The 15,327-nt window shown below is 65.2% G+C and carries 13 protein-coding genes and 1 pseudogene; 5 read left to right on the top strand and 9 right to left on the bottom strand.

What is annotated here, in order from left to right; genetic code table 11:
• Positions 1-9 precede the first annotated feature (9 nt).
• The 5 genes from ACP146_RS01105 to ftsE all read right to left on the bottom strand — a co-directional run bounded on the left by ACP146_RS01105 (position 10) and on the right by ftsE (position 5,562).
• On the bottom strand, positions 10-2,352 hold the full coding sequence (locus ACP146_RS01105; protein WP_422364920.1) for an adenosylcobalamin-dependent ribonucleoside-diphosphate reductase: 2,343 nt from the start codon (positions 2,350-2,352) through the stop codon (positions 10-12).
• Between the two features lie 254 nt (positions 2,353-2,606).
• The gene (locus ACP146_RS01110) at positions 2,607-3,323 is read right to left on the bottom strand and encodes a lysophospholipid acyltransferase family protein (RefSeq protein ID WP_422364921.1); all 717 of its coding nucleotides are present in this window, start codon (positions 3,321-3,323) and stop codon (positions 2,607-2,609) included.
• On the bottom strand, positions 3,314-3,970 hold the full coding sequence (locus ACP146_RS01115) for a YdcF family protein (RefSeq protein ID WP_425032144.1): 657 nt from the start codon (positions 3,968-3,970) through the stop codon (positions 3,314-3,316). The genes ACP146_RS01110 and ACP146_RS01115 overlap by 10 nt, the downstream gene beginning before the upstream one ends.
• A 3-nt stretch (positions 3,971-3,973) precedes the next feature.
• On the bottom strand, positions 3,974-4,879 hold the full coding sequence (locus ACP146_RS01120) for a cell division protein FtsX (protein ID WP_422364923.1): 906 nt from the start codon (positions 4,877-4,879) through the stop codon (positions 3,974-3,976).
• Positions 4,876-5,562: a cell division ATP-binding protein FtsE gene (gene ftsE, locus ACP146_RS01125; RefSeq protein WP_422364924.1), complete on the bottom strand. Its 687-nt coding sequence runs from the start codon at positions 5,560-5,562 to the stop codon at positions 4,876-4,878. Before ftsE ends, ACP146_RS01120 begins: the two co-directional genes overlap by 4 nt.
• A 148-nt stretch (positions 5,563-5,710) precedes the next feature.
• Between ftsE and ACP146_RS01130 the strand changes: the two genes are divergently transcribed.
• Both ACP146_RS01130 and ACP146_RS01135 read left to right on the top strand, forming a co-directional pair.
• Positions 5,711-6,385, top strand: a complete 675-nt coding sequence (locus ACP146_RS01130) for a DUF3426 domain-containing protein (RefSeq protein WP_422364925.1) — start codon at positions 5,711-5,713, stop codon at positions 6,383-6,385.
• Positions 6,386-6,564: 179 nt separating this feature from the next.
• The gene (locus ACP146_RS01135) at positions 6,565-6,942 is read left to right on the top strand and encodes a response regulator (protein WP_422364926.1); all 378 of its coding nucleotides are present in this window, start codon (positions 6,565-6,567) and stop codon (positions 6,940-6,942) included.
• Between the two features lie 91 nt (positions 6,943-7,033).
• Here the strand turns inward: ACP146_RS01135 and ACP146_RS01140 are convergent, their stop codons facing one another.
• From ACP146_RS01140 to argH, 4 genes are all read right to left on the bottom strand, one after another.
• The gene (locus ACP146_RS01140; protein WP_422364927.1) at positions 7,034-9,589 is read right to left on the bottom strand and encodes a TIGR02302 family protein; all 2,556 of its coding nucleotides are present in this window, start codon (positions 9,587-9,589) and stop codon (positions 7,034-7,036) included.
• Between the two features lie 143 nt (positions 9,590-9,732).
• Positions 9,733-11,070 (bottom strand): diaminopimelate decarboxylase, encoded by a 1,338-nt coding sequence (gene lysA / locus ACP146_RS01145; RefSeq protein WP_422364928.1) that lies wholly within the window; start codon positions 11,068-11,070, stop codon positions 9,733-9,735.
• Positions 11,071-11,145: 75 nt separating this feature from the next.
• Positions 11,146-11,397 (bottom strand): hypothetical protein, encoded by a 252-nt coding sequence (locus tag ACP146_RS01150; RefSeq protein ID WP_422364929.1) that lies wholly within the window; start codon positions 11,395-11,397, stop codon positions 11,146-11,148.
• The gene (argH, locus tag ACP146_RS01155; protein WP_422369607.1) at positions 11,394-12,815 is read right to left on the bottom strand and encodes an argininosuccinate lyase; all 1,422 of its coding nucleotides are present in this window, start codon (positions 12,813-12,815) and stop codon (positions 11,394-11,396) included. Before argH ends, ACP146_RS01150 begins: the two co-directional genes overlap by 4 nt.
• Positions 12,816-12,865: 50 nt before the next feature.
• Between argH and ACP146_RS01160 the strand changes: the two genes are divergently transcribed.
• The 3 genes and pseudogenes from ACP146_RS01160 (at position 12,866) to ACP146_RS01170 (ending at position 15,299) form a co-directional block, all read left to right on the top strand.
• Positions 12,866-13,573, top strand: coding sequence for a TlpA disulfide reductase family protein (locus tag ACP146_RS01160; RefSeq protein ID WP_422364930.1), 708 nt, complete (start codon positions 12,866-12,868; stop codon positions 13,571-13,573).
• A gap of 139 nt (positions 13,574-13,712) precedes the next feature.
• On the top strand, positions 13,713-14,429 hold the full coding sequence (locus tag ACP146_RS01165; protein ID WP_422364931.1) for a DUF6134 family protein: 717 nt from the start codon (positions 13,713-13,715) through the stop codon (positions 14,427-14,429).
• A 100-nt stretch (positions 14,430-14,529) separates the two neighbouring features.
• Positions 14,530-15,299, top strand: a pseudogene (locus ACP146_RS01170) (IS5 family transposase).
• The last annotated feature ends 28 nt before the right edge of the window (positions 15,300-15,327 follow it).

The following is a 15,327-nucleotide window of genomic DNA, read 5'->3' on the forward strand; positions in this document are numbered from 1 at the left end:
ATTTGTCGTTCACCCGCACTTGGAGTAGCCGCAGGCGGTGCAGAGGTCGCAGCCTTCCTGACGGATCAGACTGGCGCTGCCGCACTTCGGGCATTGGGCGAAGCGGGTGTCGCCGGCGGGGTTGCCGAGGTTGACCACCGCCTTCTGCGTGCTGTTCTTGGCGACGCCTTCGGGCTGCAGAAAACCGATCTCGATCATATGCTCTTCGATCACTCCGCCGATGGCGGCCAGCAGCGAGGGCACGTAGCGCCCCTCCATCCAGGCGCCGCCGCGCGGATCGAAAACCGCCTTCAGTTCCTCGACGACAAAGGAGACATCGCCGCCGCGTCGGAAGACCGCTGAGATCATCCGGGTCAACGCCAGGGTCCAGGCGTAGTGCTCCATGTTCTTGGAGTTGATGAAAATCTCGAAGGGTCGCCGCCGCGGTTCTTTGGCGGTTCCCTCCTGCAGGATGTCGTTCAGGGTGATGTAGATCGCATGATCGCTGTCCGGCCAGCGCAGCTTGTAGGTGCAGCCGGGCAGCACCTCCGGCCTTGCCAGGGGGTCGGTCATGTAGACGACGGCGCCGTCCGGGGCCTCTTCCGGGGCATCACCGTTCGTCGGTGCTGGCGGAGCGGAGAGGGTTGCCGTCGGTGCCGCGCCGCTGTCCGGCGTCACTGTCAGTACCGCGCCGGTGATGTCGTTCGGCCGATAGGTGGTGCAGCCCTTGCAGCCGAGGTCATAGGCCTGGCTGTAGACATCCTTGAAGGCCTCGAAGGAGATATCGACGGGCAGATTGATGGTCTTGGAGACCGAGCTGTCGATATAGCGCTGTACTGCGGCCTGCATCACCACATGGGCGCCGGGCTCCAGGGTTTGCGCATCGACGAAGGCGGCGGTCAAGGGCGCGTCCTCTCCCTTCAATCGCCGGAACAGACGGTAAGCGTAGTCGCTCACCTCTTCTTCGCGGCGGCTGCCGTCGGGCTGCAGGATGCGCCGGACATAGTTGAAGCTGAACACCGGCTCCAGGCCGGAGGAGATGTTGCCGGCCAGCAGCGAGATGGTGCCGGTCGGCGCGACGGAGGTCACCAGGGCATTGCGGATGCCGTGGCGGGCGATGCCTTCGCGGATCTCCGCGTCCAGCTCGCGGATCGTCTCGCCGGCCAGATAGGCCTCGCGGTCGAAGAGCGGGAAGGGGCCTTTCTCCTCCGCCAGTCTGACGGAGGCAAGATAGGCGGCCCGGCGGAAGGCCGCCATCCAGCGCTCCGTGGTGCGCACCGCCTCCGCGGAGCCATAGCGCAGGCCGCAGCAGATCAGCGCATCGGCAAGGCCGGTAATGCCCAGACCGATACGCCGCTTGGCCCGGGCCTCCTGGCGTTGCGCCTCCAGCGGGAAACGGGAGACGTCGATGGCGTTGTCGAGCATGCGCACCGCCGTCGGCACCAGGGCCTCCAGCGCGTCGATGTCCAGGGCGGCATCGTCCTCGAAGGGCCGGACCACCAGGGCCGCAAGATTGATCGAGCCCAGCAGGCAGGCGCCATAGGGCGGCAGGGGCTGTTCGCCGCAGGGGTTGGTGGCGCTGATGGTCTCGCAGTAATGCAGGTTGTTGCGCTGGTTGATGCGGTCGATGAAGATCACGCCCGGCTCGGCGGCGGCGTGGGTGGCGCGCATGATGCCGTCCCAGAGGGCGCGGGCCTGAACCACCTTGTAGACCGTACCCTCGAAGCTCAGGGGCCAGGGCTGGTCTTCGCGAACCGCCTGCATGAAGGCATCGCTCACCAGCACCGAGAGATTGAACATCGAAAGCCGCCCGGGCTCCTGCTTGGCTTCGATGAAGGCTTCGATGTCCGGGTGGTCGCAGGCCAGGGTGGCCATCATGGCGCCGCGGCGCGAGCCGGCGCTCATGATGGTCCGGCACATGGCGTCCCAGACGTCCATGAAGGACAGCGGGCCGGAGGCATCGGCGCCGATGCCGTGGACCGGCGCCCCTTTGGGCCGCAAGGTGGAAAAGTCGTAGCCGATGCCGCCGCCCTGCTGCATCGTCAGGGCGGCTTCCTTCAGGTGTTCGAAGATGCCGGCCATGTCGTCTGGGATGCGGCCCATAACGAAGCAGTTGAAAAGGGTGACATTGCGCTCGCTGCCGGCGCCGGCCTGGATGCGCCCGGCCGGCAAAAACCGAAAATCGCGCAGAGCGTCATAGAATTCGGTTTCGACAGGCTTTTTGGTTGAATGTTTTCCTTCAGCGGCCGCTAAAGCACCGGCGATGCGCCGCCAGCTGTCGGCGATGGTTTTGTCCACAGGCTCGCCCGACGCCGACTTGAGCCGGTATTTCATGTCCCAGATTTCTTGCGACAAGGCCGAGAATTCAGACATGGCCAAACCTTTTTGGGATCCTAAGATCCTGCGTTTGTGCGATTTTCGGCGGAATTGCTCCTTCGACGATAGGTCCCGCCGCGGGGTGGGTCAAGCAACGGAGGGCCGGGACGGCGATGTCCGATTCGCGGCCCGCCGCGATCTTGGCAAGAGTATTGTTTTCCGTATTCGTCTCAGGGACTTCAGCTGTCCACAGTTTTGCACACATGCTAATCAGATCAATGAGGGAACCTTTTCAGTTGTGATGTTGAAGATTATTGCCCTTTTGATTGTGCAAGTGTCCGACTTCTTTCCTCGATTGCCGATTCCAGCCGCTGCAGAAAGACCTTTCGATTCAACCCGGGCTCGATTGGCGGCAGAAACTCTAGAATGATGGTGCCCGGTTGCTTGGCGAAACGGCGGCGGCCCCAGAACAGGCCGGAGTTCAGGGCGACCGGCACCACGCTGACGCCGAGCTGGCTGTAGAGGGCGGCGACCCCGGGCTGATAGGGCCGGTGCTGGCCCGGGGCGACCCGGGTGCCCTCGGGGAAGATCACGATGGGTCGGCCCTCGGCGACGGCTTCCTTGGCCCTGGCGACCATCTTGCGCAGCGCCTTGCTGCCGCCCTTGCGGTCCACCGGCACCAGCCCGGCGCGGATCAGGTAAAGCCCGAAAACCGGTATCCAGGTCAATTCCTGCTTCAGGACGAAGCTGTGATCCCAGAGCAGCAGGGAGAAAATCAGCGTGTCCCAGGCGGACTGGTGCTTGGCGGCGACCAGAAAGGCGCCCTGGGGCAGATGTTCGAGCCCGCGGATTTCGTAGCGCAGGCCGCAGAAAAGGCCGAGCGCGGCCATGATCCCGCGCACCCAGAAGCGGCCCAGATGGTAAAGCCAGCTGCGCGGCCCCAGCATCAGCGGCAGGCCGAACAGCAGGATCAGGGTGGTCCAGCCGTAGAAGAAGATGTTGAAGAGGAGGGATCGGATCAAAGCCATGGCATCTTCGCGAAGAGGTCGTCCAGCCAGCCGTGAACGACGGCGACCAGATACTTGCTGTATTCCGTCACCAGCAGCGAACTGCTGCCGGGCCAAAGCCACCAGTCCTCCCGCTTGAAGGGTTCGGGAAAGACCGGATGGGGCACGATGGTGACCTCCGGCATGCGCCGGTGGAACTCCAGCAACGAGCGCGGCATGTGGTAGGTCGCGGTGACGAGGCGGAGGGAGCGGACGTTCTGATCCGCGATCCAGTCTGCGGTTTCCAGCGCATTGCCGCGGGTGTTGTCGGCTTCGTAACCCAGAAAGACGCAGCAGGACAGCTCCTCGGGGGCCTGCTCGAACAAGGCCAGCAACTGGCGGACATCGACGCCCCGGTAGACCCCGGAGACGAAGAGCTTGTCCGCCTTTTCATTGGTCAGCAGATCCAGGGCGGTGTCCAGGCGGCTGCTGCCGCCGGTCAGCACGACGATGGCGTCGGTGCGGCTGTCGCTGTCCGCCACCTGGGTCGGTACCTGATTGGCAAACCACAGCAGGCCGGCGGCCCAGGCCAGGCCGCAGAGCAGCAGCAGCACGGCAAAGCCGCGCAAGCGGCGCAGATTGCGCCGCCTCAGGCTTGCACGGTCTGTTTTCAACGAGCGCGGCCGCATGCGCTAAGGCATTCTGGCCAGGGTGCGGAGCACCGTGACCCGCGCCGTGAACATGGTGACCAGGGCGGAGGCGACCGGCAGCAGGATCAGCAGCGACCATTCATGGGGCCTCAGGGCCAACTCCGGCAGCAACCCGGATTCGATCCGCTCCAGCAGGCTGCGGCCCAGATAAAGGGTCGGCAGGGCGCAGGCCAGACCGATCAGGCCGCCGCGCAGGCCCAGGCTGAGGGCGTGGCTCTGAAACTGTTTGGCGACATAGGAATCCTGCGCCCCGATCAGATGCAGCAACTCGATTGCCTGATCGTGGGCGGCCAGGCCCATGCGGGTGACGAAAGCAACCATGATCGCGGCCGCCAAGAGCACCATGGCGACCACCACGATGGCCATGATCTCCACCGCCCAGGCAAGGTCCAGGAGATGGGCGAGCCAGCGCTGATGGTCGTCGACGATGCTGCCCGGGGCGGCGGCAAGGACGGCCCGGCGCAAGACGGTCAGATCCGGCGGTTGGTCCGGGTCGATGGTGACGGCGATCAGCCGCGGCAGGGGCAGGTCGTCGATCAGCAGCGCTTCGCCCAGCCAGGGTTCCAGAAGGGCCGAGATTTCCCCGCTCTGCAGGACCTCCGTGGTGACGACCCCCGGGGTTTGTTCCAGGAGATCGACCACCGCCTGCAGCGCCGGGTCCTGTTGTCCCGCGGCTTCCGACTCCGCTCCGGGGGGCGCAGCCGGCAATTGCACGGTCAGCGAGCCCGCCAGGCCGCTGTCCCAGCGCGCGGCGAGCTTGTTGGCCGCCATGGCGCCGGCCAGCGCCAGGGCGGCCAGGTAGACCATGATCGCCACCAACAGCGGCAGATAGCGGCCCGAGGCATCGCGGTCCAGAGGGACCGCCTGACGCTTGCGCCGCCGGCTCACGCCGGGGCCTCGGCAGCGGCGCTGCCGCCCGGCGCCGCGATTTCGCCGCCGCTCAGACGCGTAATGGGATGTCGGAAACGCTGCACCAGCGATTCGTTGTGGGTTGCGATCACCACGGTCGTGCCGATCTTGTTCAGTTCCTCGAACAGGTAGAGCAAGCGTACGGCCATGCGGTCGTCCAGGTTGCCGGTCGGCTCGTCGGCCAGCAACAGGCTGGGCCGGCCGATCACGGCGCGGGCGATGGCGACGCGCTGCTGCTGTCCGCCCGATAGCGTCGGCGGCAGAGCATCCATATGGTCGGCCAGGCCGACCCAGGTGAGCAGTTCCTCGACATCCTTGTCGCTGCGCGCGCCGGCCTCGCCGCTGATCTGCAGCGGCAGGGCCACGTTTTCCCGCGCGGTCAGGTGTTCCAGCAGGCGGAAATCCTGAAAAACGACTCCGATTCGCCGCCGCAGTACCGCTGTTTCCTGGCGCGTCAGGCCGGCGACGTTACGCCCGAAGAGTGCGACCCGGCCGGCCGTGGGGTGCTGCGCCAAATACATCATGCGCAGCAGCGAGGATTTGCCCGCACCGCTGGCCCCGACGAGAAAGTGATAGGATCCCGGGTCGAACTGCAGCGAGACGTGCTTCAGGATCTCCGGACCCTGGCCATAGCGCAGCACGACGTCCTCGAAGCGAACCAAGCTGGAAAATCCCTTTTGCGGAAGCGGAAATCGAAAATGACATAGGCACCTCAGCCCCGTAAAGGTTTCTGCTCATGCCTTGCTTTGATTATACCCCGACCATATAAGGTTATCGGACCATCTGCTGCTTGGGGGGCGGTCAGCCCGAATGATTGTTACCTGTCCTGCTTGCGAAAGCCGGTTCGAAGTCGAGCGTGAACAGCTCGGCTACGACGGGCGAATCGTGCGCTGCGGCAAGTGCGGGAACTGCTGGCATCAGATGCCGGAAGACGAGGCCCCGGCCCCGCCAGAGCAGCCGGAGGCAGCGGAGGAGCAAGCCAAGCCTGTTCCGCCACGGCTTGCCGCCCGGCGTCAGGCGGCAGCAGCGAAGAACAAGAAACGCGGCGGCGGCGGCATGTTCGGTTGGCTGGCCCTGCTGTTTTTCCTGCTGGCTGTCGTCGCTGCGAGCTGGTTTGCCAGGGATGACATCGTCGCCCGTTTCCCGCAGACCGAGGTGGTTTACGCGGCGCTCGGGATCCCCGTCACACTGCCCGGACCGAAACTGGAACTGCGTGTCAACGATCCGCGATCGGTGGTTCGCGAAGGCGACCGGGTCATCCTGCTTGAGGGCACCGTCACCAACATCACCCGCCGCAAGCAACCGGTTCCGAAACTGAAGGCGCGCCTGACCGACAGCGAAGGAACCGTCCTGCTGGAGTGGATTTTCGAGGCGCCGAAGGCCGAACTGGACGCCGGTGCCGAGGTGGATTTCGTCACTGAGACGATTAACCCGCCGGATGAAGGTCAGAACCTCACAATCAACTTCGTGAAAGACGAAGAATAAGCTCTCTTTCAGCAGTCGTTCCCTTTTTCTCATTAAGCCTTGCTTAACCACGCGGTGGCAGTTTGGCCAAGAGGGTCGGACTGGGTCGCCCATGGAGTCGGAGAAGCCGAAGAGGCTTGAGACGTCCAGGAAAGATCGGGATCCGGGCCGCCAAACGACAGGCAGGAGAGGGTGACGAGATGGCGCATATCCTGGTCGCCGAAGACGATACCGCAGTACAGAGTTTCGTGAGCCGGGCCCTGGCCCACCGCGGCCACAAGGTGACCTCGGTCGAGGACGGCGTGCAAGCGCTGGAGGCGCTCGGCGGATCGGAGTTCGATCTGCTGATTACCGACATTGTCATGCCGAGCCTGGATGGCATCGGCCTGGCGCTGAAGGTGGCGAAGGATCATCCCAGCCTGCCGGTGCTCTTGATGACCGGCTACTCCGCCGAACGCCAGCGTGCGCACAACCTCGAAGAGCTGATTTGCGAGGTCATCACCAAGCCCTTCACCCTGCTGGAAATCTGCGAGGCTGCCGAAGCGGCGCTTACGGTCGAGCCCATGACCTGCCACTGACAGGCCCCGGGCCCGCCCAGGGAACTGCCGTGGGCCGAAAGGCCACCAGGGCAGGGCGCCGCCCGCCTTGCCCAAGAATCCAATACAGAATCTAGAACTGTTTGAGCAGCCGGTCGATGTAGTCCAGTTCCTGGGCCGGACGGTCGCGGTCGCCGCGCCGGCGCCGCAACTCGTCGACGATCTCGCGGCTGCGCTGAAGCTCCATCTGATCGGGAATATCGACCCCGTCGTTGACGTTGCTCGGTCCGCCGCCTTCGCGTCCCAAGGGATCGGGATTCGACTGGCCAAAGCGCCCCGGCGCGCTGCCTTCGCCGGTTTCGCCGGGCTGATTGGCGAACATTTCCATGAAGCGGTCCATGGTGGCCTGCATGCCCTGCTGCAACTGGTCGAGGGAACGGGTCTGGGGCGGTACGGCCTGTCCCGGCTGTTCGCCTGACAGCGCGTCACGGGCGTCGCGCATCTCCCGCTCCGCGCGGCCCAGCGGGCGCGGGATGTCGCCCATGGCATCGCCGAGCTGGCGCATCAACTCGCCCAGGCTGCGGCGTAATTCCTCCTGGCGCCGGGCATCCGACATGTTGTCGCTCCGGCCTTGCTGCTGGCTGCGGCCTTCGCCCTGTTGTCCCTGCTGATTCTGTTGCCCTTGCTGTCCCTGCTGGTTTTGCTGCTGTCCGCGTTGCGACCGCTCGAAACTGCGGTCCAGCAGCTCCTGCTGCTCGCGCATCATGTTTTCCAGGTTCTCCATCATGCGCGATGCGTCCTGCATGTCCTGGTTCATCTGCCCGGCATAGGGGTTCGCCGTCAGGTTCTCCAGCATGTCGCGCAGTTGGGAGAGCAGCTCCCTTGCGGCATCACGGGCGCCGGACTGCGCCAGTTCGCGGGCGCGGTCGATCATGTTCTGCAGATCCTGACGCTCCAGCATCTGCGAGCCCGGCGGCGGTGTGCCCTCCTGGGTCTCGCCGCGGGCCATCTGCTCGCGCATCTGTTCGGCCAACTCGTCCAGGAAGTTGTTGAGGGCCGACTGCAGCTCGTCCATCAGCCGCTCAATCTCCGCATCGTCGGCGCCGCGCTCCAGCGCCTCGATCAACGCCTGCTGCGCATCGCGGAGTTCCCGTTCGGCAATGGCCAATTCGCCCTCTTCGATGCGCAGCGCCGTGTCCCAAAGCAGTTGCTGAACCTCGGTGACGGCTTTGTCGCTGGAATCGTAGATCAGGCGGCGCTCGGCTGAGCGGATCGACAGGGCGACGACGATGTCGTGGAAAAAGTGCTCCGGCCGATCATAAAGACCGTTCAGGGCCTGCACGACCGGCAGGCGGCCTTTCGGATTGATGGTCAACTGCTTGCGCAGTTCGACCAGCGCCCGGGCGACGGGATGATTGAAAATGCGTTCCGGCAGAACGGTGCGCAGAACCTCGCTGCGCCCCTCCTGGCCGGGGTGGTCCCGGGCCACCAGTTGAACCTCCACCGCCAGGCCGGCCCAGGGATGCGGCGTCAGGTCGCGGTAGGTGCGCGCATTGCTGACCTTGGGTGCGGCGCCGGGGACGACGAGATCGATTTCCAAGGGAGTCTCGTCCGGTTGGTCGATGCGCTTGATGATCGCCTTGGCCCGGACCACGCCGTAGTCGTCCTCGGCCTGATAAGAGATCAGCAGGGCCGAGCGTTCGGTGCGCCCCGGCGCCGATTCGAAGACGATCTGCGGCGGCGTGTCGGGAACGATCTCCATCGCCCAGTCGGCCAGACTGCGGCCGCCCTGCCGGATGCCGAGGCTGTCGCCCTCGGTCAACGGACGCTCCAGGCGGTAGGCGTCCTGGGCAAAGGGCTCGAAGGGCTCAAGCGCCTCGCCGACTTTGAGGTTCGGCACGTCGCTGCCGCCGCCCTGGACCTGCGCCAGAAGGACGGAGCCGCTGGGCACCCGCAGCCTCTGGCCGGCTTCCTGCCCCGGGGCGGCGTTGGCATCGAGATAGAGCGGCGCCTGGCCGGTATAGGTCGGCGGATTGATCCAGGCATCCAGGCTTGGCGGCAGAGCGGTCTTGCCGCTGAACTCCGGCGCCACGGCGCTGGCCAGCCGCCCGGTGACGTTGCCGTCGGAACTGGCGAAGGCGACGATCAGCAGCAGCAGGACGAGGCCGCGCAGGGCCCAGGGGTCGAGCCGCGCCAGGCCCGGCCGCGGCGCACGGACTTTCAGGCGGCCGAGACCGCGGATGGTGCGGTGCTGATGCGCCCGCCATAGCGCTCTGGACTGGGGGTCTTGCTGACCGGTCATCATGCGGTCGTCGAGGGCGGTCAAGGGACGATGAGACAGCTCGCTGTCCTGCTCAAGCCGCCGTTTTCCGGCCTGCGGATCCGGCAGGGAGATCGCCCTCACCGCATGCCAGATTCCGTAGCCCAGGCCCCCGAGAAAGGCGATCAAGATGACGGCATGCAGCCAGGCGGGCAGCGCCGGCAGAACGCCGAAAAGCGCGAGAGCGAGGAAGACGCCGAGAACACCGAAGACCGGCCAGACCGCCGGCCAGATGGTTTCCCAGGCGAGGGCGCCGCGGGCCAGGGCCAGAAGCAAGCCAAATCGCCGCAGGGCGCGGTCGCCGGAGGCTTTTTCCCGCCGAAGCCGGTCGTGTTCAGAAGCAGGGCTGTGCGGCCGTTCCGAGGTCATGCGTCCTCCTGTCCCTCCGTCTCCCCTACTAAGGATCTGCTCTAGCGTCGATCACCCGGCGGCGGCTGTACAGCGTTATCTAGGGTGTTTTGCCGCCTTTACCATCAAACACCTGTGAGACAGCGCCGCCGCCCCGGGATGGGTCAGGCCGCCCCAAGCGCAGTTTTCTGCAGATTATCGCCGTCCGCCCTTTCGTTCTGCCAGTCCGGCAGGCGATCCTGGCCGATCATGGCGTCGTATTCCATCCGGGCGCGCACGATGGCGCTGCGGTCGCCGCGCACCAGGACCTCGGGCGCCAGCGGCCGCGAGTTGTAGGTCGAGGCCATGACGAAGCTGTAGGCGCCGGCGGAGCTGAAGACCAGAAGGTCGTCCTTCTTCAGCGGCGGCAGGGGACGCTGCTTGGCGAAGGTGTCGGTGGACTCGCAAACCGGGCCGACCACGTCGACCGGCCGCAGTTCCGCGTTCGCCGCAGCGGCGGAAACCGGCAGTATCTCGTGCCAGGCATCGTAGAGCGAGGGCCGCAGCAGGTCGTTCATGGCCGCGTCGACGATGACGAAGCGCCGATCGCGGTTGTCTTTCACGTAAAGCACGCGGGTGACCAGCAGGCCGGCATTGCCGACCAGCAGCCGCCCGGGCTCGAAAACCAGTTCCGCGTCCAGGCCGTCGGCCAGTCCGTGCACCACCTGGGCGTAGTCGCGTACCCGCTGCTCCGCCTCCTCGACCTGCTCCTGCAGGTGGTGCTTGTAGCTGATGCCGATGCCGCCGCCCAGATCGAGGCGGCGCAGCGGCAGCCCGGCCTCGCGCAGTTCGTGATAGAGGGCGATAAGGCGCTCGAAGGTGGTGCGATAGGGCGCGATATCGGTCAACTGGGAGCCGATATGAACCGCCAGGCCCTCGAAGCGGATGCCGGGCAGGCTTCCTGTCCCGGTCAGGAAGTCGCGGGCCTCGGTCGCGTCGATACCGAACTTACTGTCGGCGCGCCCGGTGGTGATCTGGTCCAGCGTGCCGGCATCGACGTTGGGGTTCACCCGCACGGCGACCGGTGCGGTGGTGCCGCGCTGCTGGGCAACCTGTGAAAGCAATTCCAGTTCTGCCAGGGATTCGACATTGAACTGCATGATGCCGGCATCCAGGCCGGCGATCATTTCCTGTCCGGTTTTGCCGACCCCGGCGAAGACGATCCGCTCTGCCGGCACGCCGGCGGCGAGGGCGCGGCGCAGCTCGCCCTCGGAGACCACGTCCGCCCCGGCGCCCAGATCGGCGAAGGTCTTGATCACCGCCTGATTGGAATTGGCCTTCAGGGCGTAGCAGATGGTCGCCGGCAGGCCGGAGAGGGCCGCCGCAAAGCTTCGGTAGCTGTTCTCCAGCGCATCGGCGGAGTAGCAGTAAAACGGGGTGCCGACCTCCTTCGCCAGGCGCGCGACCGGCACCTGCGATACATGCAGCTGTCCGTCGCGATAGGGAAAGTAGTTACTGCTCATGACTCTCAGGTCCTTCTCGGCAGCCTGCCCTCTTAAAGGCCGGGTTCTGGCCCGGCGTCAGAGAGGCGGCGCGTCTCAATACGTCGTGGTCTTGGTGCGCGGATCATGGAACAGGGAAGCCGGTCCCCGGGTCGCCTGCGGATCCTCGCCCTCCGGCGGCGGGCCGACGGTGCCCGGCGCCGGATAGGCCTGCGGATAGGTGTAGGCGCTTTCCTCGCCCTTCGGCGGTTTGGGCGATCCCTTTTTGCCGCAGGCGCCGAGGCCGACGATCACGGCGGTCATGACCGCCAGCAGAACGAAACTGCGTTTGCCTTGGGTTGCGGTCATAGAAAACGTTCCTTTGCTGCGGCGATTGCCTTGCGGACCTGGGCCGGTGCGGTGCCGCCGTAGCTGGCGCGGCTGGCAACGGCCTTGTCGACGCTGAGCACGTCGAAGATTTCCTCGGTGATGCCGGCTTCCACACCCTGCATCGCCGTCAGCGGCAGCTCGGCGAGGGCGCAGCCGCGCTCCTCGGCCAGGCGCACGATGCTGCCGGTGACGTGATGGGCCTGGCGGAACGGCAGGCCGAGGCGGCGCACCAGCCAGTCCGCCAGATCGGTGGCGGTGATGAAGCCCTGATCGGTTGCGGCCCGCAGGGTGTCGCGACGGGCGGTCATATCCTGGACCATGCCGGTCATGGCGGTGACGCAGAGCTGCAGGGTGTCGGCGGCGTCGAACAGCGGTTCCTTGTCTTCCTGCATGTCTTTGCCATAGGTCAGCGGCAGGCCCTTCATGACCACCAGCAGACTGTTCAGCGCACCGACCACACGCCCGGCCTTGCCGCGGATCAGTTCGGCCGCATCGGGGTTGCGCTTCTGCGGCATGATGGAGGAACCGGTGCTGAAGGCATCGGAAAGCTGCACGAACTGAAAGCCGGGAGAGCACCAGAGCACCAGTTCCTCGGCAAAGCGCGAGAGATGCACCGTCAGGATGGCCCCGGCGGCGAGGAATTCCAGCACATAGTCGCGGTCCGCCACGGCGTCCATGGAGTTGGCCATGGGCCGCTCGAAGCCCAGCGCTGCCGCCGTCGCCTGACGGTCGATGGGAAAGGAGGTGCCGGCCAGGGCGGCGGCGCCCAGCGGCGATTCGTTCAGACGGGCGCGGCAATCGGCGAGCCGGCTGCGGTCGCGGCCCAGCATTTCGACATAGGCCATCAGGTGATGGCCCAGGGTCACCGGCTGGGCGGTCTGCAGGTGGGTGTAGCCGGGCATGATGGTCTCGGCCTCGGCCTCGGCCTGGGCGATCAGGGCGGCCTGCAGGGCGCGCAGGCCGGCCTCCAGCCCGTCGATGGCATCGCGGGTCCAGAGGCGCACGTCGAGCGCCACCTGGTCGTTGCGTGAGCGCCCGGTATGCAGACGCCCGGCGGCCTCGCCGATCAGCTCCCGCAGCCGGGCCTCGACATTCATGTGGATGTCTTCCAGGCTCGCCTTGAAAGTGAAGCTGCCGTTTTCGATTTCTGACAGGATCGTGTCTAGACCCGAAAGGATCGAAGCCCCATCTTCTTTCGAGATGATCGCCTGTTCGACCAGCATGGCGCAGTGCGCCTTGGAGCCGGCGATGTCCTGGGCGTAGAGGCGCTGGTCGAAGGAGATGGAGGCATTGATCTGCTCCATCACCTCCGCCGGGCCCGCCGCGAAGCGGCCGCCCCACATGGTGTTGGCGCCGGCCTGTTCCGCGGCGCCGTCTTCGGGGCCATCGCTTGCGATGGTCAGGTTTTGAGTGTCAGCGGTCATCTGCCTTCGGGAGGCCTTTGTAAATGGTCAGTACCAACAACGGAGTTTCCTTCGCCGGCATGCTGGCCCGTGGCCTCAGGGGCTTCAAGCCCAAAGCCGGCCGGTTCATGCGAAGGGCCCTCGCAGCCGTGGTGCTCGCCGTTCTCGCCCTGGCCTTTGTCGTCTATCCGGAGCTGGTCAGAGCTGAAAGCGAGGCGCCGCCGGCCCTGAAGGGCCCCTTCACGGAGAACTTTACCTTTTCGGACCCGCCGGTGCCAGCGCCGAGCGTGGCCGTTGAAACCCTGGACGGCCTGACTGTCGACATCAGCGAATTCAGGGGCGAGGTGGTGCTGGTGAACTTCTGGGCGACCTGGTGCGCGCCCTGTGTGCGGGAGATGCCGGGGCTTGAGCGCCTGCACCAGGTCCTGAAGAATGAGGGCTTTCTGGTCATGGCCGTCTCGGAGGACCGCGGCGGGGTCGCCAAGGTCGAGCCCTTTCTGGACCGCCTCGGTCTCCACGACCTGCCGGTTTTCCTGGACCCCAAGGGCGCCCTGGCCCGGGGCTTTGCGGTGCGCGGCCTGCCGGCCACCTTCGTCATCGACCGCAACGGGGGCGTGGTTGCCGGCCTGACCGGCCCGGCGGAGTGGGATTCCCCCGAAGCCATTGCCTTGATCCGGCATTACCTCAATCAGGACTCTCGGGCGCAAGGCTCTCAGCAGTCGAAGGACAGGGTTTCAGAAACCTCAGGTTGAGATTTACGAGAATTTTCCCAAATTGCACGGAAAGCTTGTGGCCGAGAGCAAAGCCTGCCCACAATAGACCCTGCTGCCCCCGCCAAAGGGCGCCTTCTGCGGCCGTCTCCCCGGGGCCGCTCTGGACAGGAGGTGATCCATGCCCATCCAAGCTCAGCGGTCTGACGGAAACAGGGTCAATGCTTCTCGTGCTCACTGCGGTTTCGGCCTGACCGTTCCTCTTGTCCTGCATTTCGGATTGATCCTCGGCGGCGCGTTCGCTGCCATGCTGCTGCTGTCTGGTCCTGCCGCGGCCCAGCAGAATTTGGTCTTCGATGTCCTGCGCGACGGCGAGAAGATCGGCGAGCACCGGGTGGACTTCGAACATGAGGAGGACTGCCTGAAGGTCTCGGTGGAGACCGACATGGCGGTGCGCTTCGCCTTCGTGACCCTGTTCCGTTACGACCACAAGCGGGTCGAGCGCTGGCGCGGCGGTGCCCTGGATTCCCTGGCCGGTATGACCAACGACGACGGCCAGGAATACGAGGTTTCCATCGTCCAGCGCGAGGGCACCTACAGCCGCACGGTGAACGGTATCGACGAGGAGATCAGCGGCCCGGTGGCCGTCGACAGCCTGTGGAGCCAGGACCGGTTGACGGCGGGCAAGCTCTTTGCCACGACCAGCGACAAGGTCTACCGCGTGCGCAGTGATATGCTGGGCAAGGAGACCATCGACCTCGGCGGCAACCCGGTGGAGACGGTTCGCTACCGCTTGAGCGGCCAGCTCTCCCGCGATCTCTGGTACGGCCCCGACGGCATGCTCGCGCATCTGCGCTACGAAGACGACGGCTACGTCTTCGAATACGTCCGGCGTTGAAGCTAAAGTTGCTTCAATTAGGTAGTGCACTCATAAATCTATTTTCAAGATCAGCGGTTTGTGATTCTGTGATGGTCTGGTTTGGCGTTCGGAGGAGAGCATGTCACGCTATGATCTTACGGAGCTGGAATGGCGGTTCATCCAACCGATTCTGCCGAACAAGGTGAGGGGTGTGCAGCGGCGCGATGACCGGCAGGTTCTGAATGGCATCTTCTACGTGTTGCGCACCGGCTGTCCGTGGCGCGACCTGCCCGGGCGCTACGGCCCCTATACCACTGTGTACAACCGCTTCCGCCGCTGGACCCGGGCCGGCGTCTGGGACCGGGTCATGGACGCGGTGGTGGATGCTCACAACGGCGATGTGGTGATGATCGACGGCACGTCGGTGCGCGTGCATCACGCCGGGGCCACGCTCAAAAAAACGATCCCCGACGATGCATGGGTCGTTCACGTGGCGGTCTGACCACAAAAATCCACGTTCTGGTCAATGAATGGGGGCTACCGTTGAAGGTCCACCTGACGCCGGGACAGGCCCATGACGGGCCGGTGGCGCCGCTTCTGCTGGGGGACTTGCAACCCGGACAGGCTGTTCTGGCCGACAAGGCATACGACGCCAACCACATTCGAAACCTGATCTGGGAGAAGGGAGCGGAAGCGGTGATCCCCTCCAAATCCGACCGCAAGATACCGATCCCATTCGACCGGGAACTCTATCGTCAACGCAACAAGGTCGAGCGCTTCATCGGCCGTATCAAGAAATCCTTCCGGCGCATCGCAACCCGATACGACAAGACATCACATGCCTTCCTCGCCTTCATCAAAATCGCCGCTGTCAGAATCTGGTGCGAAGCTTATGAGTCCGCTACCTAGTTGATGTCGATCGGATTCACATTTTTTG

Source organism: Pelagibius sp., assembly GCF_965249265.1.
Lineage (GTDB): Bacteria > Pseudomonadota > Alphaproteobacteria > Kiloniellales > Kiloniellaceae > Pelagibius.

What these genes read in the sequence shown, in the direction of transcription:
- ACP146_RS01110 (WP_422364921.1), bottom strand. Translation starts at nt 3,323, where the DNA reads ATGGCTTTGATCCGATCCCTCCTCTTCAACATCTTCTTCTACGGCTGG.
- ACP146_RS01130 (WP_422364925.1), top strand. Translation starts at nt 5,711, where the DNA reads ATGATTGTTACCTGTCCTGCTTGCGAAAGCCGGTTCGAAGTCGAGCGT.
- ACP146_RS01160 (WP_422364930.1), top strand. Translation starts at nt 12,866, where the DNA reads ATGGTCAGTACCAACAACGGAGTTTCCTTCGCCGGCATGCTGGCCCGT.
- ACP146_RS01105 (WP_422364920.1), bottom strand. Translation starts at nt 2,352, where the DNA reads ATGTCTGAATTCTCGGCCTTGTCGCAAGAAATCTGGGACATGAAATAC.
- ACP146_RS01150 (WP_422364929.1), bottom strand. Translation starts at nt 11,397, where the DNA reads ATGACCGCAACCCAAGGCAAACGCAGTTTCGTTCTGCTGGCGGTCATG.
- ACP146_RS01165 (WP_422364931.1), top strand. Translation starts at nt 13,713, where the DNA reads ATGCCCATCCAAGCTCAGCGGTCTGACGGAAACAGGGTCAATGCTTCT.
- lysA (WP_422364928.1), bottom strand. Translation starts at nt 11,070, where the DNA reads ATGAGCAGTAACTACTTTCCCTATCGCGACGGACAGCTGCATGTATCG.
- ACP146_RS01135 (WP_422364926.1), top strand. Translation starts at nt 6,565, where the DNA reads ATGGCGCATATCCTGGTCGCCGAAGACGATACCGCAGTACAGAGTTTC.
- ACP146_RS01115 (WP_425032144.1), bottom strand. Translation starts at nt 3,970, where the DNA reads ATGCGGCCGCGCTCGTTGAAAACAGACCGTGCAAGCCTGAGGCGGCGC.
- ACP146_RS01140 (WP_422364927.1), bottom strand. Translation starts at nt 9,589, where the DNA reads ATGACCTCGGAACGGCCGCACAGCCCTGCTTCTGAACACGACCGGCTT.